This is a genomic window from Dietzia massiliensis, assembly GCF_018390595.1.
Lineage (GTDB): Bacteria > Actinomycetota > Actinomycetes > Mycobacteriales > Mycobacteriaceae > Dietzia > Dietzia massiliensis.
In genome coordinates this window covers 24,146-50,748 of record NZ_JAHBAV010000003.1, presented here as the reverse complement: position 1 = coordinate 50,748, position 26,603 = coordinate 24,146, and the positions used below count along the sequence as shown (strand labels likewise).

Here is a 26,603-nt window from a genome sequence, read left to right as displayed (position 1 = left end):
TCAGACCGCCTTCACATCGGTGGACGGCGAGACCTCGCGGAAGATCTGCTCTGCGTTGATGCGGGCAGCATCCGAAGCGAAGGACGAATCACGGAATACAGCGCGTAAGGGTCCGCGCTCAGCAATGGTACGCACCAGCTCGGGACTGACCTCAGCGTCAAAGCAGGCGATCAAAGCATCGTCCTCGACCACGAAGACCTCTTGACCGTCGATCTGCTCAATAGCAATGTCCATAGTAAGTTCGAGGCCCCAGTCGAGCAACACCTGGAACAGCAAGTCTTCGCCAGAACGATCAGGCTTTACACTTCCCTCGATTTCACCGAGCGCTAACTGCTCGGTCTCGTCCGGGGTCCGAAGAACCTCTACAAAACCTGAAGCATCAACTTTCAGAAAACGAAAACCGATATCGCTTGCGCCGTGAATCCTCTCCCCTTCTCTGCGAATTCGCTCGGCGCTCAATCGGGATATAGTCGAATACCCTGCCTTAGCCGCTAGCGAGTTACCAGTAGGCTCATCCAGCTGAACCATGATGAATCTCCGACTTCCACCATCTTCAGAGTTCTTCATCATCGTTGCCGCAGCCAATGAGCTAGAGCCCGCAAAGAAATCGAGGACGATTGAATCTGGATCGGTTGACGCCTCTAAGATCAACTTGAGCAACCCGGTCGGCTTAGGTGACTCGAAGACTGACCCGTTACCAAAGAGTGCCTCCATCTCAGCAGAACCTGCGGAATTATATGGAGCGAAGTCCCAAAGTGTAGTCCAAGATGTTCCACTCTTGACATCAGAGAGGAATCTCTTTAATTTGGGTGCTGACTTCCCATCCTTGCCAAAGTATATCGAGTTTTCTTGCAGAAGCTCAGCCATCCTGCTGGCATTGAATCGCCAATTTCCTCCGTTAGAAGGCCAATGCTCCTCGCCGGTGATCGGATTAACTATCGGGTAATTGAGACTGGAAACATAACGGCCACCTTTGATATTGGCCGTAAGATCGCCCGCAACCCACGGGCCCTTTGGGTGCCCATCCGGATTTTTATACCTTGCAATCTGCTCCTCCGATCGCGGCCTGAGCCGGAGCCCTTTAGAACCGGAGCGAGAGTAGACTAAAATATAGTCATGCTGCGCACCAAGCATTCGATCATTTGGCGGCGTATTTCTTTTTTTCCAGATCACCTGCCCGAGAAACTGGTCTTGTCCGAATATTTCATCGCACATGCGACGAAGATTCGCGATCTCCCCGTCATCAAGAGAAATGAAAATAAGCCCATCGTCCGCAAGAAGGTTGCGGGCAAGCTTTAGCCGTGGATACATCATCGAAAGCCAGTCCGAGTGGAACCGTCCGTTGGCCTCAGTGTTCGCAACAAGTCTCGCCCCATCGGAATCAACTTGACCGGACCGAACGAGGTATTCACTAGCAGACTCAGCAAAATCATCTGCATAGATGAAGTCTCGACCCGTGTTGTATGGCGGGTCGATGTAGATAAGCTTGACCTTGCCGAGGTACGATTCCTGCAGGAGTTTGAGTGCGTCCAGGTTGTCACCCTCAATGAAGAGATTCTTAGTCTTATCGAAGTCGACGGATTCCTCGCGCACAGGGCGAAGGGTCTTGGCGATGGGGGCGTTGGCAGCGAACGCGGCAGCGCGTTTGCCGGGCCAATCGAGCCGGTATCGCTCCTGCGGACCTTCGACGACATGATCGGACAGCTCTTGACGAAGCAAGTCGAAATCTATGGCCTTCTTTGGATTGCCTTCGGCGTCGCGGGTTTCGGTGACGACACTCGGGAACAGCTTGGCGAGCTTTTCGATGTTGACTTCGGTCAGATCGGGCGATGTCATGCGCAGCTTCTCCACGGGTTTGCTATGCCTACCTTTCGACCAACACGGTCAGTTCTGCTTGCTTCGTCTTCAATGCGCGCCGCAATTCAACCTTGCGGTTGAATTGGGGTTCGGTGCGGAGTTTGCGTTCCAGCGCGGCGATTTCACGTTCGAGCTTGCGCACCGTCTCCAGTCTGGCTGCAACCTCTGACACGTCTTCACCCGGTCGCGCCGCCAACGGTGCCAGCGGGTCGAGTAGTGCGGTGTAGAGGGCCGGCAGGGTGATCGAGGTCGGAAGGCATTTCCGTTCGGTCCGGGCCGACTGCCAGCCTGTGCTGTAGTAGGCGCCGATCTTCGGTGCACCGGAACCTAGTTGTTTGTGCGCGGCCACCATCCGGGTGCTCCTGGTCTCGCCGTCGTCGCGGTTGATCTCGAAGATGATCGGGAATGGGATGGCCTTGTCGATCGCTGTCAACACCGGTTCGGTGACGTCCGTGCCCTTTGCGTCGATCTGGAAGATTTGGATCTCGGGGACCGCGGTGTTGCCAGCGAGGTTGATCGTGGTTTCGGCGAGCTTGTAGGCCCAGGTGATGCGCTGCACCTCGGCGACGAACTTCTCGCGAACCGCGGGAGTGACGGTGCCGTGGCCATAGAACTTTTCCTTCGGAACCCGCCGGTCGAACTTCGCGGCCGTGGGCCACCGGTACAGCAGGGTCATCTGCGGATCATTCATTGGTCGTCAACCCTGATTCGGTGTCGACGACGGCGATGAACGCGATCAGCTCGAAGTCGTCGAGGCCGGCGATGGTCTGGGCGAGGGCAGTGGTATGGCCGCTGGTGAACAGACTGTCGATGTCGCGTTCCTCGGTGATGTCGATCATCGAATGGATCGCATCGGTGAGCAGCTGCGAATACCGGCCCATGTCCGCACCCTCCCCGGTGGCCTCGTTAAAGGCGCGGACGACGTCGGCGACGGGCTGGTCGTGGGGCCGGCATCCGACGCGGAGAAGGTCGAGCAGGTGCTTGGCCTCGGTGTGGTCGGCGATGACGGTGCCGTCGTCGCCGAGGTAGACGAGATAGTGCGGGTGCAGGCGGTTTCCTCGGTTTATGTTCTCGTCGGCATTGATATTTCGCAGCGCGAAGATCACACCGGGTACGAGTCCCTTGGCAGGGTCGGCGGGGACGACGGCGTGCAGGCCCTTCGGTCTGGCTGCGAGGTCGCCGTACTCCTTCAGATAGCCGAGAAGGTCCATGCGGAAGTCGTTGAGGCCGAGGTCGGTGATGGAGACGCCGGTGCGGACGTCCTCGAGTTCGATGACATCGTCTTGGAGTTTGCGGAGCTGTTCCTTGCGGAATGCTGAATCGCTGTCTTCGAGGGTGAGGACGTTGTCGTCGGCGGTGCCGGCGAGGTCCGCGATGACCATCCGGTTCTCGACGCGTTCTTTGAGGTTTATGTACTCGTCGAGGGAGATGTCGGGCCAGAAGTTGACCAGCTGGATTTGGGTGTTGGTCGAGCCGATGCGGTCGATGCGGCCGAATCGCTGGACGATGCGCACCGGATTCCAGTGGATGTCGTAGTTGATCAGATAGTCGCAGTCCTGCAGGTTCTGTCCCTCACTGATCACGTCGGTGCCGATGAGGACGTCGATATCTCGTGTTTCATTCGGCATCACAAGATGACGCTGCTTCGAGCGGGGCGAGAATAACGACATGACCTGCTGGAAGTCGAACCCGGTGCCCAGGGTCGTCTTCGCACCGTGGCCACCGCCGGTGATCAGTGCCGTCTCCAATCCTGCCGCGGCGAGACCTGGTGCGAGTTCGCTATAGAGGTAGTTCGCGGTGTCGGCAAACGCCGAGAACACCAGAACCTTGCGGTTGTCAGGATTGATCGGGTGCGCTGCCTTGTGCGCGATGAGTTGCTTGAGTGCGTGGAGCTTGCAATCGTGCTCCGGGGTGACCTTGCGCATCTCACCGAGAAGAATCTGAAGGGTCGTGCGGTCGTTCCACAGATCCCGACGCCAGGACTCGAGGTCGATGTCGTCGAGGTCGATCTTGATGTTCTTCCCAAAGGTGAGCGCTTCCAGACTCGCGTCGTCTTCGTCATCTACATCAAGATCGAGATCCGACAGGTCGGAGCCGAGTTCGGAGACCGGGCTCGTGTGAGAGCCGAGCAGACCCAGCGTCCGATCCACGCTGTGCTCGATCTTCGACAGAGTCAGCCGAAATGCATCGACCGAGCTCTCCAACCGCTTGAGCAGATTGACGGTCATGAGCTTCTTGAGGCCCTGCTCACGCCCTTGCTGCCCGAGGTTGGCTCGCGCATTGCCAGCGGTGACGTTGTAGAGGTCCTCGTACTTGCCGATCCGACTGGGGAAGACGTAGGCCAGGGGTGTATACACCGCAAGGGTGAGTGTTTGGAGCTGCTCGAAGATGATGTTAAAGCCCGGAACATCGGGCAGATCAGTGAGCGGTTCGCGGATCGACTTCGGCGGGAGCCGATCAGGGAACGCTCCAACCGCGGTGGTGTCGTAGAACGCTTGGATGTGTTTGCGGGAGCGGGCGATCGTCACGGCATCGAGGAGTTCGAAGAAGTCGAAGTCGAGCATCTGGAGGATGCGATCGGACGTGCGGTCCTGCGGGTCGAGCTTGGACCACTCGTTGAAGACGGTCTGCGCATCTTTGAAAACCTTCTCGACGGTAGTCGAAATGCTCAGGTGCTGTGAGAGGTTCTCGGACTCACCCTCGTAGGCGAGCTGGAGTTGGTTCTTCAGATCGTTAAACCGGTTGTTCACCGGGGTGGCCGAGAGCATCAGGACCTTGGTCTTCACGCCCTCACGGATAACCTGACGCATGAGCCGCTGGTAACGGGACTCCTTTTCCTCTGCGTAATCGGCATTGCGAAAGTTGTGGGACTCGTCGATCACGACAAGGTCGTAGTTGCCCCAGTTGACCCGATCGAGACGCAGCCCCATCGACTCTCCGCGGGTGCGGGACAGGTCGGTATGGGCAAGCACGTCGTAATTGAAGCGGTCGCCGGCGAAGATATTGGTGGTCAGATTTGCGTTGTAGTTTGTCCAGTTCTCGGCGAGTTTCTTCGGGCACAGTACGAGGACCGACTTGTTGCGCAGTTCGTAGTACTTGATGACAGCGAGCGCGGTGAACGTCTTACCGAGGCCGACGCTATCTGCAAGGATGCAGCCATTGTAGGTCTCGAGTTTGTTGATGATCCCGGTTGCCGCATCGCGCTGGAAGTTGTAAAGGCTGTTCCAAACCTTGGTGTTCTGGTAGCCGGTCCGATCATTAGGAAGGACGTCTTCGCTGATGTCGTCGAGGAACTCGGCGAACAGGTTGTAGAGGATCAGAAAGTAGATCCTGGCCGGCGAGTTCTCCGCATACACACTCGCGATGTGGTCGTGCACGGCCTGAGTGACATCGTCGAGTTGGTCCGGGTTGTTCCATATCTGGTCGAAGATGCCAAGGAACTGCCCAGTCTCGGGTGCGCCCTCGAACTTGGTGACCATGTTCGACACCGCCGGCCCCCGTTCGTAACCAAGGTCCGTGGTGGTAAAGCCCTGGATCGGGAAGTAGACGGCACCATCGTCGACAGCGGCGAGCGGCTGCATCGGGCTGCTGGTGGCGTTCGACCGGAACTTCACCTTCCGTCGCACCCAGTCAGCGCATTCCCTAGCAATCGCTCGCTGGGTGAGCTTGTTCCGCAACCGGATCTCGAACTCCGAGCCGTAGAGGCTCGACTCGGCCTGCCCACCCTGAATAAAGAACTCGCGACGCTCCTTGCGAAGCTTGTCGGTCACCTCCTCCGTCACAAACGACGGCGTGGTGAAAATGAACTGAAGTTCGGAGACCTGCTCAAGCTCCTTGCGCAGGGCCTCGAACGCGAATATCGAAAAGGTCGACGCAGCGATGCGCACTTTCGTTCCAGAGGTGATCTCGCCTCGGAGGTCGTCGCCGAGCAGATCGTTGACGTTGTCGATTATTCGCACGGCATCCCTACGCTCACTCAAAACTTGCCGCACCCCGCCGATGCGACGCAAGAACTTAAGTTACCTTAATGGACATTCGTCTGAGTGCAGAGGGTTCTGCGGATAAGTGCCTTGCAACGTCTGCGGTGGCCGTGCCCCCAGTCGGACTCGAACCGACACTGAAACGGTTTTAAGCCGTCTGCCTCTGCCAATTGGGCTATGGGGGCTTGCCGGCCCGCCGGGGCGGGCTCGGGTGGCGCGTAGGGCGCCGAGTCGGGCTAGCCGGCCAAGCGGGTCAGCACCGACATCGCGATGCCGTCCAGGATGTCCTTCTCACTCACCGTGAGCTCGGACAACCCCGCGCGCTCAAATATCTCATCACACAGCGCCTGGACCACGATCGCTCCCCCACCGATCACGTCCGCGCGGCCCGGATGCATCGCCCCCAGGCTGCGCCGCTCAGTCACCGACGAGGCCACCAAGCGGTCGCACACCTCGCGCATCCGGCCCAGCGAGATGACGCTGCCGTGGATTCGCTCCTGGTCGTACTCCCCCAGGTTCTGCGCCAGCGCGCTCAACGTGGTGAAGGTGCCGGCGACCCCCACCCAACGGGCGGCGCGGCCCACCGGCACGTCGCCGGTCTCGACCAACGCCTCGGTGACCACCGCGCGCGCCTCGGCGACCTCGACGGCGGTGGGCGGGTCCGAGTGCAGCACCCGCTCGGTGATCCGCACGCACCCGATGTCCAGGCTGCGAGCTCCCAGCAGGCGCACCTCACCGCGGGCGAGCTCGCCCACCACGATCTCCGTGGACCCGCCGCCGAGGTCGGTCACCACGAACGGGCCGTCACTCGGCGAGAGGTCCGAGACACCGCCGGCAAAGGTCAGCTCGGCCTCGGTCTGCCCCGAGATCACCTCGGCGACAGCACCCGGAAAGTGGGCGCCCAGCACCTCGGCGGTCATGCCGAAGAACTCGTCCTTGTTCGCCGCATCGCGGGTCGCGGAGGTGGCCACCATCCGCACCGACTGCACCCCGAGCTCGGCCATGGTCGCCGCGTAGTCGGTGAGGGCCGTGCGGCAGCGGGAGAGCGCCCCCCCGGACAGCCGCCCGGTCGCGTCCACGCCCTCGCCCAGGCGGATGATCCGCATCTCGCGGACCACGTCCACGAGTCCGGGCTCGCCGGGGACGCCCTCGGCGACGAGCAGCCGGATGGAGTTGGTGCCGCAGTCGATCGCGCCGACGCGCACAGCAGCGGTCACTGCTCGTCCATGGCGAGGTAGTCCGGGATCCCCAGCTCCTCGGGCGTCGGCCAGTCGGCAGGCAGAGCGGTGCCGCGCAGCCCGGCCTCGCAGGCCAGCGCCACCGACTCATCGCCTAGCCGCACCACGCCCGGCCCCTCGGCCAGCGCGTACGCCATGAGCACGTGCAGGCACTTGACGCGCTCGGGCATGCCACCACCGCTGAAGTCCGTGCCGAGGTCCTCGATCGCGTTCCGCTTGGCCAGGTACCGCTCGTGCGCCTCGCGATAGTTCGCGGCCAGGTCGGGCTCGGCGCCCAACCTCGTCGTCATCCCCCTCATGATCCCCGCCGATTCCTGACGGCTCGCCTCGGCGGTGAGCCGCGGATCGGTGAGGTAGTACAGAGTGGGGAACGGGGTGCCGTCCTCCAACCGCGGCGCGGTCTTGACCACGCCGGGCTTGCCGTCGGGGCTGCGGTAGGACACCTCCAGCACCCCACGCGGCGGCCGGCCCAGCTGGGCGGCGATCGCGTCGAGGTCAGCTTGGGACACGCTTTGTTCGGCGCTCACGCTAGGGGTTCTCCTGTGGTTGTTCCTGGACGCCGCCCGGAATGGGGGCGGCGGGGTCGTCACCGCCGGGCACGCCGTCGGGGACGACCGGTACGGCCGGGGTGTCGGGGCCGCCGGGGATGGACGTGCCCTCGAGCAGCGCCGAGTCCTCCGGCATGATCGGGTCGGTCGGCTCGGAGATCGACCGCCACACCCGCGTCTGCCAGGGCAGCGCCGCGATCTCCGCCGCCCGCTGCTCGGCCGCCGCCTGTTCCACCGGATCCACCATGGACACCCGGTACGGCGTCTCCCCCGGCTTCACGGCGCCGAAGCGGATGCGGGCCTGCTGCTCGATGTAGGCCGGGTCGGACAGCAGCTCCTGCTCGGCCTCGAGCTCGGCGATCGTCGCCTCGAGCGCGGCCCGCTCCTGCGCCACGGCCTTCTCGTCGCGGAGGAACTGGTAGTGGTTGCGCAGCGGGAACGAGACCGTGACCAACAGGATTATGGCGACGACGGCGAGGAGACCGATCCGCCGCGGCGTGTAGTTCCGCGGGCCCAACAGGGTGTCGGACAGGTCCGTGCGCGTGGTGAGACGGTGGGCCTCCGGATGCGCGGTGGTGCCGATCCTGCCGGAGCGAGCGGACGCCGGGACGGGCCGGTCGCGTTCGCGGCTCGGCGTCCGCCGACGGGGCGGCTGCCGGCGAGTGCCGTCGGCGGGCTGGTCGGTTCCGGCCCCTACGGCGCCGTCATCGCCTGCACTGCGGCCTCCGGCTCCGGCGCCGCGCGCGTCGGCTCCGGTGCCGCGGCCGCCGGTGGTCCCACGGCCCGCCCCGGTCGCCCGGCGTCGGATGGCACCCGACGCCTCACCGGGCCGCCGGGACGACGCGCGATCGCGTGCGTCTCCCCGGCGGTCCGAGGGGCGCGGTGGGCGGGCCATGAGCCCTCCTCTCGACTACTCAGGCCTTGAAGCGCGGGAAGGCACCGGCACCGGCGTACCGGGCGGCGTCGCCGAGCATCTCCTCGATGCGCAGCAGCTGGTTGTACTTGGCCACGCGCTCCGAGCGGGCCGGGGCGCCGGTCTTGATCTGGCCGCAGTTGCAGGCCACGGCGAGGTCGGCGATGGTCGTGTCCTCCGTCTCGCCCGAGCGGTGCGACATCATCGACGCGTAGCGGTTGCGGTGGGCCAGGTCCACGGCGTCCAGGGTCTCGGTGAGGGTGCCGATCTGGTTGACCTTGACCAGCAGGGCGTTGGCGAGGCCCTTCTCGATGCCGTCGGCCAGGCGCTGCGGGTTGGTGACGAAGAGGTCGTCGCCGACCAGCTGGACCTTGTCGCCGATCATGTCGGTGAGGGTCTTCCAGCCGTCCCAGTCGTCCTCGTCGAGCGGGTCCTCGATCGAGACGAGCGCGTACTTGTTGACCAGCTCGGCGTAGACGTCGGCCATCTCGGCGGCGGAGAGCTGCTTGCCCTCGAAGTGGTACTTGCCGTCCTTGAAGAACTCGGTGGCGGCCACGTCGAGCGCGAGCGCCACGTCGGTGCCCAGCTCGTAGCCGGCCTTCTGAATGGCCTCGACGATAAGGTCCAGCGCGGCCGTCGTGGACTCGACGGAGGGGGCGAACCCGCCCTCGTCGCCCAGGCCGGTGGACAGGCCGCGGTCCTTGATGACGGTCTTGAGGTGGTGGTAGACCTCGGTGCCCATGCGCAGGGCCTCGCGGAAGGTCGGGGCGCCGATGGGAGCGATCATGAACTCCTGGACGTCGACGCCCGAGTCGGCGTGGGCGCCACCGTTGAGGATGTTCATCATGGGCACGGGCAGGACGTGCGCGTTGGAGCCGCCGATGAAGCGGTAGAGCTCGAGGTTGGCGGACTCGGCGGCAGCGCGGGCCACGGCCAGCGAGACGCCCAAAACGGCGTTGGCGCCGACGGTCGACTTGTTGGGCGTGCCATCGGCGTCGAGGAGGGCCTCGTCCACGACGCGCTGGTCCTCGGCGGGGATGCCGATGACGGCGGGGGCGAGGACGTCCAGCACGGCCTCCACGGCCTTGGTGACGCCCTTGCCCAGGTAGCGATCGTCCTCATCGCGAAGCTCCACGGCCTCGTGGGCGCCGGTGGACGCACCGGACGGCACGGCGGCGCGGCCGAACGAGCCGTCGTCCAGAAGCACCTCCACCTCGACGGTGGGGTTGCCTCGCGAATCGAGGATCTCCCGGGCTCCGACCTGCTCGATAAGCGCCATCTGTGCTCCTTGGGGGAAGTTCGTGGGTTCGTGTGCGTGGCCGGCGCCGCGTGGGCGGGCGCAGTCCGCGGCCCATTGTTCCACGAGCCTCTCCGCGGCGTGCCGAGGCGGCGCCGGGGGCGTGCGAGGGGGCTACTGTCTCACCCATTCGTACGCTTACACCGGTCGAAATCCCCCGCCCGCAGACCCGCCCGGATACCGCCAGGGCTCATAGAGCCTCGAGGTATTCCGTCAGATCGATGCGGCTCACGCGCTCGTCGGCCCGGAAGCGCGATGTCAGCTTGATGATCCGGCCGTTGATGTGCGGCGTGATCGGGCACATCTCCTCGACTACCCGACGCTCGATTCGGGAGCCTTCTGCACGCTCGAAGTACTCGTCGAACTCGATGATCAGCACCGATTCGTAGTTCTCATCGCGGATCGCGCTCGTGTTGAGCCTCTTCCGATCCGCGGTGTGCCGGATCCCCTTCACCTGGACGCGCTCACCGGCCTCGGTGAGGATGTCCCAGCCTGGCTGACTGAATGACCCCCGCCTGCCACCGAGATACGCGTGCGCCACCGCCTCGGCGATTTCCCCGACCATGTTGTGGGTCTGGATGACGCCCCTCGTTTTGAGCTCCGTCGCGCTGCCAGCCCACAGCCGCAGGAGTTCAGCCACGCTCAGATCCGCGAAGTCGTTCACCTGCCGAATGGTAGGGCGGCGATCCCAGGACGAAGGTGCTCTACGACTCACCGGGCCTTGACCTTGTCACAGTGTCAAGCTTGATGATCGAGGCACGAGAATCGGCCAGGTCGCCCAGATCGTCGGCATCAGCGCTCGCAGCATCCGGCACTACCACCGCCTCGGAGTGGTCGCCGAGCCGGCCAGGACCTCCGGTGGGTACCGCGAATACGACGTCGCCGACCTCGCCCGCATCGCGCGGATCGCGTTCCTGTCCGACTCCGGCGTGCCTCTCAAAGAGATTGCGGCCCTCCTCGAACCGGAGGCCGGAAACCCCGCGACCGACCTCGCCGCGATTCGCGACGGCATCGACCAGCGGATCGCGGCCCTGACCCGCCAACGCGACCGACTGGACGCCATCGCCCAGCGCGCGGCCGCCGGGTTGCCCCCGGGCCTCCTGCCCGAGCCCGTCGCCCGCGCCCTCGACCTGTGTCGCTCCGAGGCGAGCGACGATCCGGACCTCGCAGCCCTCGTGAAGCTCGAGCGCGACATGCTCGACCTCGCCGCCCTCCGTGGCGACCTTCCCGACGAACTCGCCGCCGCGTACTCCGCCCTTGCGACCGACGAAGAGCGGCGCCGCAGGTATCTCGATCTCCTCGCCGGATTCCACCGCATCGAGGGCCGACGCCCCGCCGACGTCGAGCCGGAGATCGCCCGGCTCGTCGAGAGTCTGATCGCCGACCCGACCATCCGCTCGATCATCACCGGCGCTTCGGCAGACATGGACGACTCGCTCACCGGCCCCACGCTCGACCAGCTCCTCCCCGACCCGGCCCAGCGCGAGGTGCTGCGCCGCACGTTCAGCGCCCTGGGAGTCGAGCTATGAACAGCAGACTGGTTCCGCTGATCGCCCTCGTCGTCGTCGCCACCGACGCCGCACTCCTGGCGACCGGCACGATCGGACCCGCCGTCGCGCTCGCCCTCTTCCTCATCGTGGAGATCCCCCTCGGCGCGCTCGTCGTCACGGGCTATGTCCGCCGCTACCGCGCGCACCGCGCCCTCACCGAGACCCGCCGCGAGGCCCTGCGCGCGCTGGCCGCCGACGATCCCTACCTACGCCTGGCCGCGGCCGAGGCCCGCACCGTCGCGTCGCTCGCGCGCTGGGTGACCCGGCGTCCCGACGTCCCCGCCGGCGCGGTGCCGATCGGCTACGCGCGCGGCACCCTCGGCATGCCGATCGCGCTGGCCGTCGCGGCGACCATCGAACTCGTGGCCGTCCACCTGCTGGTCCCGTGGCACTTGGTCCGGCTCGTTCTGGACCTACTCGGGATCTACGGGCTCCTCATGGTGCTGGGGTGGCTGGCCGGGCGGATCGTGCGGCCGCACCTCCTCGACCGGGGCGTGCTGACCCTGCGCAGTGGGCCGCACGTCTGCGCGCGCATACCGCTCGACGCGGTGGCGGACGTGCGCCGGGAGCGGCGGCTCTCCCCCACCAACGCCGAGATCACCGGCGACGACGACCGCGGTGGCGCGCTCGTGCTACCCGGGCCCGACGGAACGAACCTCAGCCTCACGCTCTCGCAGCCCGTTGCGGCGTCGGTCCCGGAATTCGGGTGGCGTGCGCCCGCGTTGCGGGAGGTGTCCGTGGTGCGATTGCAGGTCGATGACCCGGAGGCCGCGGTGCGCGCCGTGCGGTCAGAGGCTCGGGCACCGACGGCGTCGTAGTCGACCCCTAGAGTGAGCCAAGCCTTGCCAGGACCATCCAGGAGAATGTTGTGGACTCACCCGTCGTCGTCCCCGCCCACATCGGGGCAGAGAGCTGATGGCGACCCTGTCCCCACGCAAGACCTCCACTAGGCGCAAGACGAGATCCACGAGGGCTGCGTCGGCGAAAAGCGCGAGCTCCACGCGGGCGACGTCGGCCAAGAAGTCCAGCGCGGCGATGGCGGTCCCGACTATCCCGCCCGGACAGCGGGTGTGGCTGCTGGAGCTCCCTTGGGGCGGGCTGGGCGGTGGGATGCCGGCCGGGGTGAGTTACTACAAGTCGCTCACGGCGCACGCGTACGTCGGGACCTCCCTGCCCGAGTCACTGGAGCCCTACGCCAGCAAGCCGTACTCCTACCTGCGGTGGCGGGAGGACGAGCTCAACGGCAGCACGGGCCCGGGTGCGACCGCCGCGCCGATGAGTCTGCGCCCGGAGCAGCGCGCGGACGTCGATGCGATCGCCACGGCCGCTGAGCGCGGGTTCCGGCAGGTTCATCTGGCCAATGACGTGGGCACCGGTAAGACGCTGGTCGCGGTGGCCGCAGCGAAGGCGATTGCGCGCGAGCGCGGCGCCCGCACCATCCTCGTGACGGTGGACCGGCCAGCCCGCATCACCATCCCGTCATGGCGTCGCACCATCGCCGCCCTGGGTGACGACGAGCTGCGTTGGATCATCATGTCCTCCGACAGCCTGAGCAAGCTCATGGCCCGGAACGGGCGGCCACGGCTGAAAGTCGACGTCGCGGTGATCGACGAGGCCCACCAGTTCCGCCACGACAGCAAGCGCACCAGCTACATGCGGCGACTGACCCGCATGAACTCGCCGCACGAGACGGCCCCGTTCGTCCTGACGATCACCGCCACCCCGGGGCATCACCCCGGCGAATGGGGTTACATGTCGTCGCTGTACGCCCAGGTACACGGAGATCCGCCGGCCCAGTGGGCGGACTTCGGTCGAGCGCTGGCCGACCGGGGCGTGCCCCTGGAACCCTCCTACGGCAAGTGGACGTGGAGCGCCGAGGCCAAAGACTCGCTGCAGACGCAGCAAGCCGCCATCAGCGACGTGCGCGACATCCTGCTGCGACACGATCCGCCGCTCATGCTCACCCGGTCCGCGGTGTGGGGGCCGCCGCCCTTCGACGTGGACCTGGTGGAGCTGACCCCCGACCAGTGGCGGGCCTACGAGCTGGAGTGGGGAGACTTCCAGCGCGAGATGCAGCTGGCCAGGACAGGAAGGAACATCGCCCGCGGGCTGGCTGCGCTGGTGAGGCTGCGACAGAAGGCGTCGATGATTCGCGTTGAGCACACTGTGGCCGCGGCCAAGGCCGAACTCGCCCGCGGCTACCAGGTGCTCATCGCCACCGAGATGGTCTCCACCGCCGCGCACCCGGTGGCCGAGATGCTCGAGGCGGACGGCATCCCGGTGGCGCGGATCTACGGCTCCAATCCGGAGGCCGAGACCGAGCGGATGCGCTTCCAGCGCGGCGAGGCGCCTGTGGTGGTGTTCAACACGCCCACCGCGATCAACCTGCAGGCGAGCGAGCAGTTCGCCGACGGATCGTTCGCGACCGGCACCCCGCGCAGGGGCTTCTTCCACCAGGCCCGCTACTCGGGACTCCTGGCCGAGCAGACGATGGGCCGCGCCCACCGGAACCACCAGGTCTGTTCCTGGTCGCTCCTGGCGGCGGCGGGGACGATCGAGGAACGAGCCGGCACGGTGATGCTGTCCCGCCTGATCGCCTCCGCGACCAGCACCGACACGGATGCCTCGACGTTCTCCGAGGTGGCCCGGGTGTTCGGGATCGACTGGATCCCCGCCGCGAAACTGGCGGACGAACTCAGCTAAGGCGGTCTGGTTCCGGCGGTCGGCCACTCCCCTGGCGAGCGGTTACTCCCGGGCGAGCGCCTACTCCTCGATGAACGCGCCGTCGAAGAGCATCGTCGAGGAGATGGTCGGACTGATGCCCATTACCGACTCGCCGATCGTCACCAGCTCGACGCCGTTGCCGAAGACCGCGTAGGGCGCCACCTCGTTATGAACCTCCTGCAGGTCGGCGTACGCCGTCTTCTGGGAGTCGACGTCCGGGGCGGCCTTGAGCGCGGAGATGGCGTCCGCGAACGCGGGATCGTCCACGCCCGACACGTTGAGCGCGCCGCCCGGCATGAGCGAACTCGCCAGCGTGGAAGCCGGGTCGGCGTCGGAGGTGGCCAGGCCGCCGAAGGCCATCTCGTAGTCGCCCGTGAACTGACGCGCGCTCGCCGCCGAGGCCGGCGCGACCTCCACGGTCACATCGAAGCCGACGGCGTCGAGCATCGCCTTGATGACGATCCCCGCCTCGCGGTTCTCCGGCACGTCCGACACCAGCAGCGTGAGTGAGCCGTCCCAGCCGGTCTCCTGCTTGAGCTCGGTGACCAGCTCGGTCGCACGCTCGACGTCCAGCGCGGGCCCCTCTTGCCCGTCGAAGAAGCGGGACGAGTCGGCCAGTAGCGCGGACGTGGCCTGGGCCGGGTCGTCGCCCAGCCGGCCGAGCAGCAGCTCCCTGTCGATCGCATGCGTCACGGCCTGGCGTGCGCGCTGATCAGTGAGGATCCCGTCGTAGCCCGCGGCCCCGTTGTTCATGTAGACCAGCCGACCGGCGCTGGTGATCTCCTCGTAGCCCTGCGCACCCGCCTCGCGGGCCATGTCCGCGAACTTGGACCCGCGCAGGAACGCGACCTCCACCTCGTTGTTCTGGAACGCCTCGAGCGTGGACTGCGAGCCCGGGATCTGGATGAACCTCAGCGTGGGGCACACCGGGCCGCCGTAGTAGTCGGAATTCGGATCCAGCACCATCTCCTGATTGGGCGTGTAGCTGGCGAGCGTGAACGCCCCGGCGCCCACCGGCTAGCGGGCCCACTTCTCCGGGCCCGCCTCGGTGTACGCCTTCTCGGGGATCACCTCGCCCGCCGACCCGGCGAGCAGGACCGGGAACGCGGACCACGGCTCGGCGAGCGTGAACTCGACGGTCAGCGGGTCGATCACCCGCGTCTGCTCGATCTGCTGGACGTCGGTCATGGCCGTCGAGCGCGTGGCCGGGTCCTTGTGCAGGCCCATGGTGAAGGCCACGTCCTGGGCGGTGAGCGGGTCGCCGTTGGAGAACGTCACGCCCTCTCGCAGCGTCAACGTCCACACCGTGTGATCCTCGGAGCTCTCGAGTGACTCGGCGAGCTTCGGCTCGAACGTCTCGGTGCGGGTGTCCCAGCGCACGAGCCGGTCGTAGACGGCCGCCGACTCCGCGCCGCCCCGCACGCCCACCTGCCCCTGACCGGGCGAGAACGACGGCAGCATGACATACGTGCCCGTGGTGATCGTGCCGCCGGCCTTGTCCTCGGTACACCGGGCGTCGTCGGCGGGCATCGCCAGCGTGTCCTGATCGGCAGCCGCAGCGGGATCGGCCTCGCTCGAATCGCACGCGGACAGCGCGAGCGCGGTGATCGCCAGTGCAGCGGCGGCGGTGGGGATGCGTCTCATCGGTTCTCCTGAGGGGTGGGAGTCGGGCGCGAACACTAGGTAAGTGACAGGTGTCAGCTACTCAGAAAACTAAGTGACACAGAGCACACTGTCGCGCGATTCGCCGAACTCGGCACCCGTCCGGACGTGCCTTCCCGATGGAAGAGAAATCGGTGAGGGGGCGGACACCCGGGTGATAGTGCGACGCGAAGTCCCGGTAGAGCCTCGGCGGGCGTTGTCGTCGTCGTCATCGTCGTCGGCACCTCTTCCCCGCGCACCGGCCTCAACCCCCGGACGGACAGGAACGCGGTGGATACCATCGCGCCATGACCGACACCCACCCGCGGATCCCGACCCGGCTGGTGCGTGGCGCGCTGATCGGCGTCGGCGGATTCAACGCGCTGTCGGCGATCGGCGGCGGCATCGGGCTGCTCACGCCCGGGTCGATGGGCATCCCGATCGACGTCATCGCCGGCTCGGGGTTCACCAGCTACGTCTGGCCGGCGATGCTGCTCATCGTGGTGATCGGCGGGACTCAGCTGGTCGCCGTGATCGCCGAGGTGCGTCGGGCCGCCACCGCGCTGTTCTGGGCGGCGTTCGCCGGGTTCGCCATGATCATCTGGATCTTCGTCGAGCTGGCCGTGATGGGCGGGTTCTCGGCGCTGCACGGGATCTACTTCACCGCCGGTACGCTCCAGCTCATCCTGGTGTTCGCGCTACTCGGGATCGCGCCGGCGGTGGTCGCCTCGCGGCGCGATGGTGGGCGGCGCTGAAGTCAGTCGAGAGGGCCGAGCGCCGCCAGCTCCGCTCCCCAGGCGCGTGCCCGCTCCACCTCGCCGTCCGCGATAGGGCCTCCATAGCCGTGGACGCCGAAGGTCTCGGGCTTGGCGGCCGGGCGGAACCCGCGCGCAACCAGCTTCTTCATGGCCTTCTTGGCCGCCGAACCGGGCAGGCGGGGCTTGACCACTCGCGTATCGAACGTCGCCACCGGCACCGCGCGTGTGGGCGGCTGTACCGACTCGATCCACTCGCGAATGCCGCGCGCCGGGATGGACGGGGCGCCCTGCTGCGTAGCCGATTCGCGTGTCGCCGCAGTCGACATGGTGAAGGCGTGGGTAGGGCCGCCGACGATGAGGAAGTCGACGTCGTCGGCGAGCTTGTCCGGCGCGGACACCGCATCGACGACCTGTATGTTCGCGCCGAACGCGGCCGCGATCTCCCGCCCGAGCCGCTCGGTGTTCCCCCACAGCGACTCCACTACGAGTAGTCCGGCCATGGCGCCTCTCCCCCTCGCCCACTCACCTAAATGTGTGAGCGGGAACGCTACTCCGCTCGCGGCGCCCTTCTGCTCTGTCTCGCGAAAATCCGCCCCTCGGATTACATCTTGCTCCCGGAGTTCCTAGGGCAAGACGAAATCCGAGGGGCGGATCGGCGGGAGGGCTCGCGCTACATCCGGGGAGCGGATCGGCGGCAGCGCCCCGGGGGTCAGCCTGCGTGGCGCCGCCTTCTGAGCCGCGGCACCCTCACGCCCCGAACCACGCCCGCGCCAGCTCGGCGTAGCGGCCGTCCGCGCGCAGCAGCTCGTCGTGCGTGCCGGACTCGACGACCCGGCCGTGCTCCATCACCAGGATCCGGTCGGCGGAGACCGCCTGGCTCAGCCGGTGCGCCACCACCAGGCCGGCGCGGTCGCGCAGGACGGCGGCCGCGGCGTCGTCGAGGCGGCGCGCTCCGGCGGACCCGGCCTCGGCGGTGGCCTCGTCGAGGATCACCACGTCGGGGTCGGCCAGCTCCACGCGGGCCAGGGCGATCATCTGGCTCTGCATGGGGTCGAGCGGGTGGCCGCCCTCGCCGATGACGGTGTGGATGCTGTCGGGCAGGTCGTCCACCCAGTCGGCGCCCACGGTCCGCAGGGCGGCGCGGACCTCGGACTCGGAGGCCTCGGGGCGGGGCGCCCGCACGTTCTCGGCGATGGTCGCGGCAAAGGAGTGCACCTCCTGCGAGACCATCGTGATGCGCTGGCGCAGGGCCACCGGGTCGACATCGGTCAGTGGCACCCCGCCCATGCGGACGCTGCCGCGCGACGGTGTGAGGGTTCCGGCCGCGACCAGGGCCAGGGTGCTCTTGCCGGCGCCGGTCGAGCCGACCACCGCGACGACCTCGCCCGGGGCCAGCGTGAGGTCCACGTCGATGAGGGCAGGAGCGGCCCCGCCGTACGAGTGGGAGACGCCGGTCAGCTCGAGCGGGCCGGGCTCGAGAGTGGCGGTGCGCTCGAGTACCGGCATGGTGATGACGCCGACCATCCGCACGAGCGAGGCGCCCGCGGACTGCACCTGGTCGACCATCCCCACGAGCGCGCCGATCGGGTTGAACAGCCGGTGGAACAGCAGCGCGGCGGTCGTGACGGCGCCGGCGGTGATGATGTCGGCGTCCACGAGGACAAACCCCACGACCAGCAGCAGTCCCAGGACCGTGACCTCGGCCCGGTTGTTGCGGGAGAAGGCGCGGGTGACGAAGTAGAACACCCGGATCGACAGGTCCCGCGCCTCCGCCGAGGCGGCGGTGATGCGGCGCAGCTCGGCGTCCTGGGCGTCGTACGCATGCAGAGTCCGTGAGCCGGTGATCCCGCCGAGCAGCCGGCTGGCGCGGGTGCCGAACGCAGCGCGCTCGGCGGCGTAGATCGGGCCCGACCGGGGCAGGTACCAGCGCAACGTCGTCCAGTACATCGGCAGCGCCACCAGGCCCACGAGGCCGAGCCGCCAGTCGACCGTCGCCAGGCCGACGCCGGAGACGATCACCGTGAACAGCGACTGCACCACCAGCGGGATCACGGCGGTCGCGGCCTGGCTGATCTCGCGCGCGTCCTCGGCCACGCGCGAGACCAGATCGCCGGTCTCGGTGGTCTCCATCTGCGCGGCGCCCAGGCGCAGGGAGCGGTCCATGACCATCTCCCGCAGGCGCGCCACGGTCGGCTCGGTGAGCCGGGCCAGCCACGCCTGGCCCGCCCACGTGCAACCCGCGCCCACCACGCCGGCCACGGCGATCGCGCCCGCCGCCGCCCACACCGTGGAGTAGTCCTGGCTGCCGGGCAGCACGTCGACCAGCCTGCCGATCACCCACGGCGCCACCAGGCCTGCGACCGCGCCGACGAGGCCCGCCACGGCCACCAGCAGCAGGAAGCCGCGGCGCTCGCGCAGCAGCGGCCACAGCACGGCGAGCGACTCGCGGCCGCTGGCCAGGGGCAGGGCCGCGTCCGGAGCCGCCTGCGCGTCCTGGGTGGCGAGAGTCTCGGTGTGGCTCATCGGTCGACCGCCGTCCGGTAGGTGGCTGACGCCTCGCGCAGCTCGAGGTGTGTTCCCGTGCGCACGTCGCCGCTGCGGGGCAGGTGGACCACCCGGTCGGCGGTCGCGAGGAACGGCGGTGACGAGGTGACGACGAGCGTGGCCTGGCCCGGCCGACTCGTCCGGAGCCGGCGCACGGCCTGCGCGATCTCCCACTCGGTGACGGCGTCGACGGCACTGGTCGGCTCGTGCAGGACCAGGACGTCGGGATCGGCGTGTAGCGCCCGGGCGAGCGCGATCCGCTGTCGCTGGCCCCCGGACAGGTTCCGGCCGCCCTCCTGGACAGGGTGGTCCAGGCCGTCGGGGAGGTTCTCGAGGATCTCCGCGACCGCCGAGGCCTGCAGGACCGCCTCGGAGATGGGCTCCTCGTCGTCGTCGTGACTCATGGTGATGTTCGAGCGGACGGTACCCACGAACAGGTCCACGCGGTGCGGCGCGGCCACCAGGTGCTCGGCGATCGCGGGGGCGAGCTGGCTGCGGCGGTGACCACCGACACGCACGGCGTCGGCCCCGTCGCCGTGACCGGCGACCGCCAGGGTGACGGCGTCGGCGGCGGCCGGCTGATCGGCGACGAGCGCGACCACCTCGCCCTCGGCGACCTCCAGGTCGAGCGTGCGGCCGTCGGGCAGCTCCAGGCCCTCCACGCGCAGCTCGGCGCCGGCGGGGACCTCGGAGCCGGAGTCGTCGACCGGCGCGGACTGCAGCAGGTCGACCAGGCGCTGCGCGGCGCCGTGGGAGCGGGCGAAGACGGCGACCATCTGGGTGATCATCCGGACGGGCTCCTCGAAGAACACGGCCACGCCCACCACGGAGACGAGCGTGCCGATCTCCATCTGGCCCTGGATCACGCGGTAGCCGGCGGCCAGCAGGACCAGCGCCAGGACCACGGCCATGCCGAGCGAGCCGATGCCCTGGACGCGCCCGGAGCGCTCGGCGGTGATGATCCCCGCGGCGGCCGCGTCCTCGGAGGCGGTGCGGTACTGCTCGGCCGCCCAGCGCTCGCCGCCGCCGGCCTTGAGCACGCGCAGGCCGGCCATGATGTCGGTGGCGCGGCTACTCGCCATGCCGATCGCGGCCTGCTGCGCGGTGCTGTGGCGGGAGATGGCGCGGCTGGGCAGGGCGACCAGCACCAGGCTGAGCGGCACGCCGATGAGCACGATGAGCCCCACCACCCAGTCGGTCCACAGCAGGTACACCGAGATCCCCACGATCCCGATCACCGCCGACCCGCCCAGGGCGATCTGCCGGAAGACCAGCGCGGCCACGTCGGCGTCGGCCGAGCACACCGAGAGCACGTCGCCGGAGCTGGCGCCGTCCATCGCGCGGCGGCGGGTCAGCGGCACCCGAGTGACCTCCACGCGCAGGTCGTGGGCCTCCTCCTGCAGTGCGCGGTTGCTCATGCGGGCGCCGAAGCGGTATCCCAGGCTGAGCACGGTGAACAGGCCGATGAGCCCGACCACCGACCACAACATGGCCCAGCGGTCGAGCGGGATGATCGCGGCGTCCACGATCACGCCGATCGCGATGGGCACCAGCGCCTCGCACAGCTGCCACAGCGTCATGAGCACCAGCCCGGGCGCCCAGAGGTGCCGGCGGCGGCCGACCGCGCGGAGCAGGAGCCCGTTCGCCGTGGTCGGGGCGTCCCCGCCGGGGGTGTCCGCGGCCCGGCGGCGCGGCCGAGCCGGTGGAGACGTCGGTGCTGACATAGGTGAGCAACTCCCGCTGTAGGTGAGGTCGGCCCGGGGGTAGGTGAGGTCGGCTCAGGGGCCCCGACGACTCTATGCCAGCGGGGGATTTCGCCGTCGCACTCAGGCGGTTGCGGTGCTAGTTTCGACCTCACCGGACTTCGCGAACGGGGCTGCGAGATGAGACCTCTGCGCTACTCGATCAACGTCACCCTCGACGGGTGTGTGGACCACGAGGCCGGGGTCATGCCCGATGAGGAGTCGATGCGGTTCTGGACCGAGCAGATGGCCGCCGCGGACGCCCTGTTGTTGGGCCGCGTCACCTACCAGCTCATGGAGTCGGCGTGGCGGCGTCCGGAGTCGGGCGTGTGGCCGGACTGGATGGAGAAGTGGGAGCTCCCGTTCGCCGAGGCCATCGACCGCACGCCCAAGTACGTCGTCTCCAGCACCCTCGACCGGGTCGACTGGAACGCCGAGCTTCTCCGGGGTGACCTCGGGACCGCGGTGCGGGAGCTCAAGGCCCGGCCGGGGCTGGGCCTGTGGGTGGGCGGCGTGACGTTGCCGCTCGCGCTGGCCAACCTGGGGCTGATCGACGAGTACGAGTTCGTCGTGCAGCCCGTCCTCGCCGGTCACGGCCCCACGCTCATGGCGGGGCTGCGCGAACGCGTCGAGCTCCGGTTGGTGGACCGGATCGGTTTCCGGTCGGGGTCGGTGGCGGTGCGCTACCGCCCGGCGCCGCGCGGGTGACGGGCCCCGGTCACGGCGCCGTCGTCCCCACCGAGTACGCGGCCGCGGCGTCGCGCACGTCCATGACGTACTCGCGCGAGGCGTTGTAGGCGAGGACCGCGCGCTGCCAGTTCTCGGCCACCGAGAGGTCTCCCCCGGTCTCGCACAGCAGGCGCGCGGCGGCCACGGCGGCGTCGTCGATCTGGTTGGGGTCGGCCACCCCGTCACCGTTGGCGTCGCGGCCGTACTTGTTCCACGACTCGGGGATGAACTGCATCGGCCCCACGGCGCGGTCGTGTTCGGTGTCGCCGTCCCAGCGCCCGCCGTCGGTGTCGGGGATGTCCGCGAAACCCGGCGATCCGTCGAGTTTGATGCCGATGATCGGCGGGAGCGCGTAGCCGTCGTCGTTCAACATCGCCCCGCGGTACCGGCCGTGCCGCGTCTCCACGTGCCCGATGCCGGCGAGCGTCGTCCAGGCGAGGTTGCACTCGGGCCGGGTCTGGCGCATGGTCTCGGCGGCGTTGCCGTAGGCCGCCAGCGCGGCGACGGGGATGTTCATCGGCTCGTTGAGGCCGGCCGCCCACTCGCGCAGCTGGTCGGACGTGCGACCCGGGGCGTTGATGTCGATGGTCGGCACCGGGGCGCCGGCGGCCGGCGGAATGCCCGGGGGGATGGGGATGGGCGCCTCGCGGGTGGCCTCGTAGGAGCACGACGACGACAAGACGACGGTCGCGAGCAGTCCCGCGAGGCTCGCGGTGGCGCGGGGGGTCAAGGTGGGCATCGCCTGCCATCCTGCCGGAGCCCGGTTCCGCAGCGCGTCAGGGTATCCCCCGATTCGCGGCGGGCCGGCCGTGATGCTCACCTCACCCGGACCCGAACCCGCCGGCGAGCGCGGTGAGCTCGTCGAGCAGGGCGTCGCGGCTTATGGCCGGCCGGTCGAGCACCCAGCGGACGGCGATGTTCTCCACGGCCATGACGATCACCCAGGCCCGCGCCGCCGGGTCCGCCGAGCGCAGGCCGGCCGCGGAGAGGTACACGGCCAGCAGCTCGCGGACCCGCGTTTCCAGCGCGTGCTGCGCGGCCCGGTGGCGCACCGCGGGCAGTTCTTCCCACACGATCCGCAGCAGCCCGGCGTCTGCTTCCAACGCGGACAGCAGCGCGTCGGCGATCCCCCGGACCGCCGCCGGGTCCTGCACGTCGACCGGGCCGGAGGCCGCGAGCGAGGCCGCGACGCGGTCGGAGATCTCCGCCGACCAGCGGTCCATCACCACCGTGACCAGCGCCGACTTGTCGGGGAAGTACTGGTACAGCGACCCCGGGCTCACCTCGGCCTCGTCGGCCACGCGGTTCGTGGTGAAGGACTCGTAGCCGTCGCGCACGAGCACGACGCGAGCCGCCTCCACGATTCGCTCGACCATCGCGCGGGATCTGGCCTGCTTGGGCACCCTTCTCATGAACGCGAATTGTATGCGAGTAAATACTCGCGTCATAGTCGTGTCATGACCGCAGCGCCTGAACGCCCCACCACCGTGCACTCGCCGTATCCGACGCGCTTCCGTGAGGCCGAGGACCGCTCGAAGCGCATCGGCCGCACCCTCAAGGCCGTCGCGCGCGTGGACGAGGTCGACGAGCACCTCATGGACCGCCTCGGCCGCGGCTACCTCGAGCGCGACGAGCTCGGCAACAGGCTGGCCGCCGCGATGCACCTGCGCTCCGGTGAGCCCGGTGCCGTGAGCCGCCGCCAGCTCGACGAGGCCCTGACCACCGGCTCCGCCGGCCTGCCCGACGACGCCCCGGCCGTCCTGCGCGAGTACATCGCCCGACTCGAGGACACCCCGGACTGGGTCGACTGGGCCAAGATCGAGCGCGGCCAGAAGGTCTACCCGCGGCTGGGCCAGAACGCCGCCGACATCCTGCTGCAACTCTCGCTCATCGGTGGCTACCGCTTCGGGGGCCCCACCGACCTGCTCGTGGCAACCGGCGGACTCACCGGCAACACGACCCTGCGTCGGCTGGCCGAGACCAGCCACTGGACCATGTCGCTCTCGATCCCCGACGGGCTGCGCCCGGGCGGCGAGGCGTGGCGGCTCACCGGCCATGTGCGGGCGATGCACGCGGTGGTCAACCACGCGATGGAGCCGCGCTGGGACACGGGCCGCTGGGGCCTGCCGATCAACCAGAGCGACCTCGCCGCCACCCTGGGCCTGTTCGACGCCGTCGTCCTACTGGGCGTGCGGACGCTCGGTGTGCCGGTGAGCCGCCAGGACTCGGCCGACGTCATGCACGTGTGGCGCTACGTCGGCTGGCTGCTCGGGGTCGACGACGACTTCCTCGTCGAGCGCGAGAGCGAACGCCACCGCATCAACTACCACATCCTGCTCGCGCAGGCCGGGCTGTCCGAGGCGGGCCCGCAGCTCACGCAGGCGCTGGTCGAGGCGCAGCGCACGCGGCATCGCAGCGGCCCCTTCCCCCGCCTGCGCGCCCGCGTCGGACACGAGCGACTGCTGAGCATGCTCACCGTGCTGCTGGGCCGCGAGTCGATGCGCGAGTTCGGTCTGCCCGTGCGGCCGCCGTGGGCCCACGCCTACCTCGTCGCGCTCAACACCCTGCGCTACCGCACGCCGTTCGGCCGCGCCCGACTCGACGCGTGGGGCGAGCGGGTCCGCGACCGCGAGCGCAAGGAGACCTTCGGCGACGCCCGCCCGGACATCGGCCGCCCCGCCACCGCCTGACTCCAGTCATTGTTCAGCGAGCGCTGTATAGTTCAGTGCGTGCTGACCATTGAGACGCGCCTCGACGTGATGAACCGGCTGGGCCGGGCGATGGCCGACCCGACCAGGTCCCGGATCTTGCTGTGCCTGCTCGATGGGCCCCGCTACCCGGCCGGCCTCGCACGCGAGCTCGACCTCACCCGACCGAACGTCTCCAACCACCTGGGCTGCCTGCGGGACTGCGGCATCGTCGTGGCCGCACCCGAGGGACGGCAGATGCGCTACGAGATCTCCGATCCCCACCTCGCCGCCTCGCTCCGCGACCTCCTTGACGTGACGCTTGCCGTGGACACCGACGCCGAGTGCGTGGTCTCCGACTGCCCCACCTGCAGGCCGTCGTGACCTCCGCGTGCGGCTGCAACGCCCCGGACCCCGGCGACCACGACGAGGAGGCCCGTCCGTGGTGGCGGGATCCGGCCGTTCTCGTCCCGGCATCCTCCGGCGTCGCGCTGGCCGCGGGCCTGGCCACGGAGTGGTCGGGCGCGGCGTGGCCCGGGGCGGAGTGGGCGGGCGCCGGAGCGGTCGGCCAGCTCCTGTTCTGGGCCGCCCTCCTCCTCGGCGGCTCGACCTTCGCCCCGGGCGCGATCCGCGGACTGGTGACCCACGGCCGCCTCGGCATCGGCCTGCTCATGACCATCAGCGCCGTCGGCGCCGTCATCCTCGGCTACGTCGAGGAGGCCGCGGCGCTGGCGTTCCTCTACTCCATCGCCGAGGCACTCGAGGACCGGGCCATGGACCGCGCCCGCTCCGGCCTGCGCTCGCTCCTCCGCCTGGTCCCGGACACCGCCACCGTCCGCCGGGGCGCCGACACCGCCGAGATCCCGACGGCCGAACTACGTCCGGGCGAGACGCTCGTCGTCGCCCCCGGTGAGCGGGTCGCCACTGACGGGACTGTCGCCCGCGGCCGCAGCAGCGTCGACACCTCGGCGGTCACCGGCGAGTCCATCCCCGTCGAGGTCGAGCCCGGCGACGCGATCCTGGCCGGCTCCATCAACACCTCCGGCCTCCTCGAACTCACCGCCACGGCCCCGGGCGCGGACAACACGCTCACCACGATCGTCGGCCTCGTCGAGCGCGCCCAGACAGAGAAGGGCGACCGGGCCCGCCTCGCCGACCGGATCGCCCGGCCCCTCGTTCCCGGGGTCCTGGTGCTGGCCGTCCTCGTCGCGGCCCTGGGCTCCCTGCTCGGCGACCCGGAGCTGTGGATCACCCGCGCGCTGATCGTGCTCGTGGCGGCCTCGCCGTGTGCGCTGGCGATCTCCGTTCCGGTCACCGTGGTCTCCGCCATCGGTGCGGCCAGCCGGCTCGGGGTGGTCATCACCTCCGGGGCGGCGTTCGAGCGCCTCGGCACCATCCGCCACCTCGCGATGGACAAGACCGGGACGCTGACCAGCAACCACCCCTCGGTCGTCCGCGTCCTCACCGCCCCGGGCGTCAGCGAGTCCGAGGTGCTGGGCCTCGCCGCGGCCGTCGAGCGCCACAGCACCCACCCGCTGGCCACCGCGATCACCTCCGCCGCAGCCGAAAGCCGGCAGGCCGGGACGCCGCACGTTGCTGACGTCCGCGAGTCCGCCGGGCACGGGATCTCCGGCACCGTCGACGGCAGCCGGATCACCGTGGGATCACCGCGCCGGCTCGCATCGGACGAGCTCACCGGGCAGATCACGGCCCTCGAGCACGACGGCATGACGGTGGTCGTGGTCCATCGCGACGGCCGCCTGATCGGCGCCATGGGCATCCGCGACGAGCTGCGGGCGGAGGTCCCCGTCGTCGTCGCAACCCTGGCCGACCACCGCATCGGGGTGAGCATGCTGACCGGCGACAACCCACGCACCGCCGCCGCTCTCGGGGCGCAGGCCGGCATCTCCGACATCCGCGCCGACCTCACGCCCGGCGGCAAGGCCGACGCGATCGCCGAGCTCTCCCGCACCCGGCCCACGGCGATGATCGGCGACAGCATCAACGACGCCCCGGCGCTCGCGACGGCGGACGTCGGGATCGCGATGGGCGTGCGCGGATCCGATGCGGCCATCGAGTCCGCGGACGTCGCGTTAACCGGCACCGACCTGCGCCTCCTGCCGCGGGCGCTCGCGCACGCGCGCCGGGGCGGCCGGATCATCAACCAGAACATCGCCCTCTCGCTGATCCTCATCGCGACCCTCGTTCCGCTCGCGATCACCGGCGTTCTCGGACTCGCGGCCGTGGTGCTCATCCACGAGTTGGCCGAGGTGCTCGTGATCCTCAACGGTCTGCGCGCCGCCCGTACCCCCTGGCCCCCCGTAGCAGCGGTCGGACCCGCGCATGAGGCCCCGACCCCTCAACTCGCCAGATGAGGCGATAACGGCTCATTTCG

General features: G+C 68.6%; 21 protein-coding genes, 1 tRNA gene and 1 pseudogene. 8 read left to right on the top strand and 15 right to left on the bottom strand.

What is annotated here, in order from left to right:
* From KHA85_RS01555 to KHA85_RS01515, 9 genes are all read right to left on the bottom strand, one after another.
* On the bottom strand, window positions 1–1,851 hold the full coding sequence (locus KHA85_RS01555; protein WP_308936818.1) for a site-specific DNA-methyltransferase: 1,851 nt from the start codon (window positions 1,849–1,851) through the stop codon (window positions 1–3).
* A 13-nt stretch (window positions 1,852–1,864) separates the two neighbouring features.
* The gene (locus KHA85_RS01550; protein WP_213184548.1) at window positions 1,865–2,533 is read right to left on the bottom strand and encodes a DUF4391 domain-containing protein; all 669 of its coding nucleotides are present in this window, start codon (window positions 2,531–2,533) and stop codon (window positions 1,865–1,867) included.
* Window positions 2,534–2,540: 7 nt separating this feature from the next.
* Window positions 2,541–5,816, bottom strand: coding sequence for a helicase-related protein (locus KHA85_RS01545; protein ID WP_213184547.1), 3,276 nt, complete (start codon window positions 5,814–5,816; stop codon window positions 2,541–2,543).
* A gap of 132 nt (window positions 5,817–5,948) precedes the next feature.
* Window positions 5,949–6,022: transfer RNA gene (locus tag KHA85_RS01540), tRNA-Leu, on the bottom strand.
* A gap of 51 nt (window positions 6,023–6,073) precedes the next feature.
* Entirely contained in the window at window positions 6,074–7,054 is a 981-nt protein-coding gene (locus KHA85_RS01535; RefSeq protein ID WP_308936816.1) for a Ppx/GppA phosphatase family protein, read from the bottom strand.
* Entirely contained in the window at window positions 7,051–7,602 is a 552-nt protein-coding gene (locus KHA85_RS01530) for a DUF501 domain-containing protein (RefSeq protein WP_213184546.1), read from the bottom strand. Before KHA85_RS01530 ends, KHA85_RS01535 begins: the two co-directional genes overlap by 4 nt.
* Window position 7,603: 1 nt before the next feature.
* Window positions 7,604–8,518 carry an FtsB family cell division protein gene (locus KHA85_RS01525; RefSeq protein ID WP_213184545.1) on the bottom strand — a complete coding sequence of 305 codons (915 nt, stop codon included), beginning with the start codon at window positions 8,516–8,518 and terminating at the stop codon, window positions 7,604–7,606.
* Window positions 8,519–8,537: 19 nt separating this feature from the next.
* On the bottom strand, window positions 8,538–9,815 hold the full coding sequence (eno, locus tag KHA85_RS01520) for a phosphopyruvate hydratase (protein ID WP_213184544.1): 1,278 nt from the start codon (window positions 9,813–9,815) through the stop codon (window positions 8,538–8,540).
* A 208-nt stretch (window positions 9,816–10,023) separates the two neighbouring features.
* On the bottom strand, window positions 10,024–10,497 hold the full coding sequence (locus KHA85_RS01515) for a hypothetical protein (RefSeq protein WP_213184543.1): 474 nt from the start codon (window positions 10,495–10,497) through the stop codon (window positions 10,024–10,026).
* A 100-nt stretch (window positions 10,498–10,597) separates the two neighbouring features.
* Between KHA85_RS01515 and KHA85_RS01510 the strand changes: the two genes are divergently transcribed.
* The 3 genes from KHA85_RS01510 (at window position 10,598) to KHA85_RS01500 (ending at window position 14,086) form a co-directional block, all read left to right on the top strand.
* On the top strand, window positions 10,598–11,362 hold the full coding sequence (locus KHA85_RS01510) for a MerR family transcriptional regulator (RefSeq protein ID WP_213184586.1): 765 nt from the start codon (window positions 10,598–10,600) through the stop codon (window positions 11,360–11,362).
* Window positions 11,359–12,201, top strand: coding sequence for a hypothetical protein (locus tag KHA85_RS01505; protein WP_213184542.1), 843 nt, complete (start codon window positions 11,359–11,361; stop codon window positions 12,199–12,201). Before KHA85_RS01510 ends, KHA85_RS01505 begins: the two co-directional genes overlap by 4 nt.
* A 217-nt stretch (window positions 12,202–12,418) precedes the next feature.
* Window positions 12,419–14,086, top strand: coding sequence for a DEAD/DEAH box helicase family protein (locus KHA85_RS01500; protein ID WP_236885002.1), 1,668 nt, complete (start codon window positions 12,419–12,421; stop codon window positions 14,084–14,086).
* Window positions 14,087–14,146: 60 nt separating this feature from the next.
* Here the strand turns inward: KHA85_RS01500 and KHA85_RS01495 are convergent.
* A pseudogene (locus KHA85_RS01495) lies at window positions 14,147–15,568 on the bottom strand (ABC transporter substrate-binding protein).
* A gap of 488 nt (window positions 15,569–16,056) precedes the next feature.
* Between KHA85_RS01495 and KHA85_RS01490 the strand changes: the two are divergent.
* Window positions 16,057–16,503: a hypothetical protein gene (locus KHA85_RS01490; RefSeq protein ID WP_213184540.1), complete on the top strand. Its 447-nt coding sequence runs from the start codon at window positions 16,057–16,059 to the stop codon at window positions 16,501–16,503.
* 2 nt (window positions 16,504–16,505) lie between these two features.
* Here KHA85_RS01490 and KHA85_RS01485 read toward each other — a convergent pair whose 3' ends face one another.
* The 3 genes from KHA85_RS01485 to KHA85_RS01475 form a co-directional block, all read right to left on the bottom strand.
* A complete protein-coding gene (locus KHA85_RS01485; protein ID WP_213184539.1) occupies window positions 16,506–17,006 on the bottom strand; it encodes a flavodoxin family protein in 501 nt (166 codons plus the stop codon).
* Window positions 17,007–17,253: 247 nt separating this feature from the next.
* Window positions 17,254–19,029, bottom strand: coding sequence for an ABC transporter ATP-binding protein (locus KHA85_RS01480; RefSeq protein WP_213184538.1), 1,776 nt, complete (start codon window positions 19,027–19,029; stop codon window positions 17,254–17,256).
* Window positions 19,026–20,774, bottom strand: a complete 1,749-nt coding sequence (locus tag KHA85_RS01475; protein WP_213184537.1) for an ABC transporter ATP-binding protein — start codon at window positions 20,772–20,774, stop codon at window positions 19,026–19,028. The genes KHA85_RS01480 and KHA85_RS01475 overlap by 4 nt, the downstream gene beginning before the upstream one ends.
* A gap of 159 nt (window positions 20,775–20,933) precedes the next feature.
* Between KHA85_RS01475 and KHA85_RS01470 the strand changes: the two genes are divergently transcribed.
* Window positions 20,934–21,500 (top strand): dihydrofolate reductase family protein, encoded by a 567-nt coding sequence (locus KHA85_RS01470; RefSeq protein WP_213184536.1) that lies wholly within the window; start codon window positions 20,934–20,936, stop codon window positions 21,498–21,500.
* A gap of 10 nt (window positions 21,501–21,510) precedes the next feature.
* Here the strand turns inward: KHA85_RS01470 and KHA85_RS01465 are convergent, their stop codons facing one another.
* Window positions 21,511–22,260 (bottom strand): lytic transglycosylase domain-containing protein, encoded by a 750-nt coding sequence (locus KHA85_RS01465; protein ID WP_007627229.1) that lies wholly within the window; start codon window positions 22,258–22,260, stop codon window positions 21,511–21,513.
* A gap of 82 nt (window positions 22,261–22,342) precedes the next feature.
* Complete coding sequence (locus KHA85_RS01460) at window positions 22,343–22,933, bottom strand: TetR/AcrR family transcriptional regulator (RefSeq protein ID WP_236885001.1); 591 nt, start codon at window positions 22,931–22,933, stop codon at window positions 22,343–22,345.
* Window positions 22,934–22,978: 45 nt separating this feature from the next.
* Between KHA85_RS01460 and KHA85_RS01455 the strand changes: the two genes are divergently transcribed.
* Genes KHA85_RS01455 through KHA85_RS01445 form a run of 3 tightly spaced genes read left to right on the top strand, consistent with a single transcriptional unit; the run spans window position 22,979 to window position 26,583 of the window.
* On the top strand, window positions 22,979–24,211 hold the full coding sequence (locus tag KHA85_RS01455; RefSeq protein WP_213184535.1) for an oxygenase MpaB family protein: 1,233 nt from the start codon (window positions 22,979–22,981) through the stop codon (window positions 24,209–24,211).
* 39 nt (window positions 24,212–24,250) lie between these two features.
* A complete protein-coding gene (gene cmtR, locus KHA85_RS01450) occupies window positions 24,251–24,592 on the top strand; it encodes a Cd(II)/Pb(II)-sensing metalloregulatory transcriptional regulator CmtR (protein WP_182643132.1) in 342 nt (113 codons plus the stop codon).
* Window positions 24,589–26,583, top strand: coding sequence for a heavy metal translocating P-type ATPase (locus KHA85_RS01445; RefSeq protein WP_213184584.1), 1,995 nt, complete (start codon window positions 24,589–24,591; stop codon window positions 26,581–26,583). Before cmtR ends, KHA85_RS01445 begins: the two co-directional genes overlap by 4 nt.
* The last annotated feature ends 20 nt before the right edge of the window (window positions 26,584–26,603 follow it).

Bases quoted from the DNA above. Each gene is read 5' to 3' on its own strand.
- KHA85_RS01550 (WP_213184548.1), bottom strand. From the start codon at position 2,533: ATGACCCTGCTGTACCGGTGGCCCACGGCCGCGAAGTTCGACCGGCGG.
- KHA85_RS01525 (WP_213184545.1), bottom strand. From the start codon at position 8,518: ATGGCCCGCCCACCGCGCCCCTCGGACCGCCGGGGAGACGCACGCGAT.
- eno (WP_213184544.1), bottom strand. From the start codon at position 9,815: ATGGCGCTTATCGAGCAGGTCGGAGCCCGGGAGATCCTCGATTCGCGA.
- KHA85_RS01505 (WP_213184542.1), top strand. From the start codon at position 11,359: ATGAACAGCAGACTGGTTCCGCTGATCGCCCTCGTCGTCGTCGCCACC.
- KHA85_RS01500 (WP_236885002.1), top strand. From the start codon at position 12,419: ATGGCGGTCCCGACTATCCCGCCCGGACAGCGGGTGTGGCTGCTGGAG.
- KHA85_RS01490 (WP_213184540.1), top strand. From the start codon at position 16,057: ATGACCGACACCCACCCGCGGATCCCGACCCGGCTGGTGCGTGGCGCG.
- KHA85_RS01485 (WP_213184539.1), bottom strand. From the start codon at position 17,006: ATGGCCGGACTACTCGTAGTGGAGTCGCTGTGGGGGAACACCGAGCGG.
- KHA85_RS01480 (WP_213184538.1), bottom strand. From the start codon at position 19,029: ATGAGCCACACCGAGACTCTCGCCACCCAGGACGCGCAGGCGGCTCCG.
- KHA85_RS01475 (WP_213184537.1), bottom strand. From the start codon at position 20,774: ATGTCAGCACCGACGTCTCCACCGGCTCGGCCGCGCCGCCGGGCCGCG.
- KHA85_RS01470 (WP_213184536.1), top strand. From the start codon at position 20,934: ATGAGACCTCTGCGCTACTCGATCAACGTCACCCTCGACGGGTGTGTG.
- KHA85_RS01465 (WP_007627229.1), bottom strand. From the start codon at position 22,260: ATGCCCACCTTGACCCCCCGCGCCACCGCGAGCCTCGCGGGACTGCTC.
- KHA85_RS01460 (WP_236885001.1), bottom strand. From the start codon at position 22,933: ATGAGAAGGGTGCCCAAGCAGGCCAGATCCCGCGCGATGGTCGAGCGA.
- KHA85_RS01455 (WP_213184535.1), top strand. From the start codon at position 22,979: ATGACCGCAGCGCCTGAACGCCCCACCACCGTGCACTCGCCGTATCCG.